The following is a 291-nucleotide window of genomic DNA, read 5'->3' as shown; positions in this document are numbered from 1 at the left end:
CCCTATTGAATCGACGGCGCGGTAAAGGTATTTCCACCCTCCTTTGACTTCGATATACGTCTCGTCCACCCGCCACGAATCGTTGGTCGGATTCAGGGGTTGTGTCGCAAAAATAGTAAGGTAGGGAAGCTTAATTTTTTCTAGCCTTGCTCTAAATGACGACTGACTCTCTGTTCAAATGGCGGCACTTCTTGCCCGAAATCATCGTGTTGAATGTGCGGTGGTATTGCCGCTATCCTCTGAGCTACCGGGATTTGGAAGAAATGATGGCAGAGCGAGGAATTGAGGTGG

The 291-nt window shown here is 49.1% G+C and carries 2 pseudogenes; one reads left to right on the top strand and one right to left on the bottom strand.

Going from position 1 to position 291, the window contains the following annotated elements:
• A pseudogene (locus A8707_RS27390) lies at positions 1-96 on the bottom strand (DDE-type integrase/transposase/recombinase); the annotation flags it as partial.
• Between the two features lie 59 nt (positions 97-155).
• On the opposite strand from A8707_RS27390, the pseudogene A8707_RS26460 reads away from it, so the two are divergent.
• Positions 156-291: pseudogene (locus A8707_RS26460) on the top strand (IS6 family transposase); the annotation flags it as partial.

The sequence above is a fragment of the Phormidesmis priestleyi BC1401 genome (genome assembly GCF_001650195.1).
GTDB classification, from domain to species: domain Bacteria; phylum Cyanobacteriota; class Cyanobacteriia; order Leptolyngbyales; family Leptolyngbyaceae; genus Phormidesmis_A; species Phormidesmis_A priestleyi_B.
This window is presented reverse-complemented; position numbering and strand designations above follow the sequence as displayed.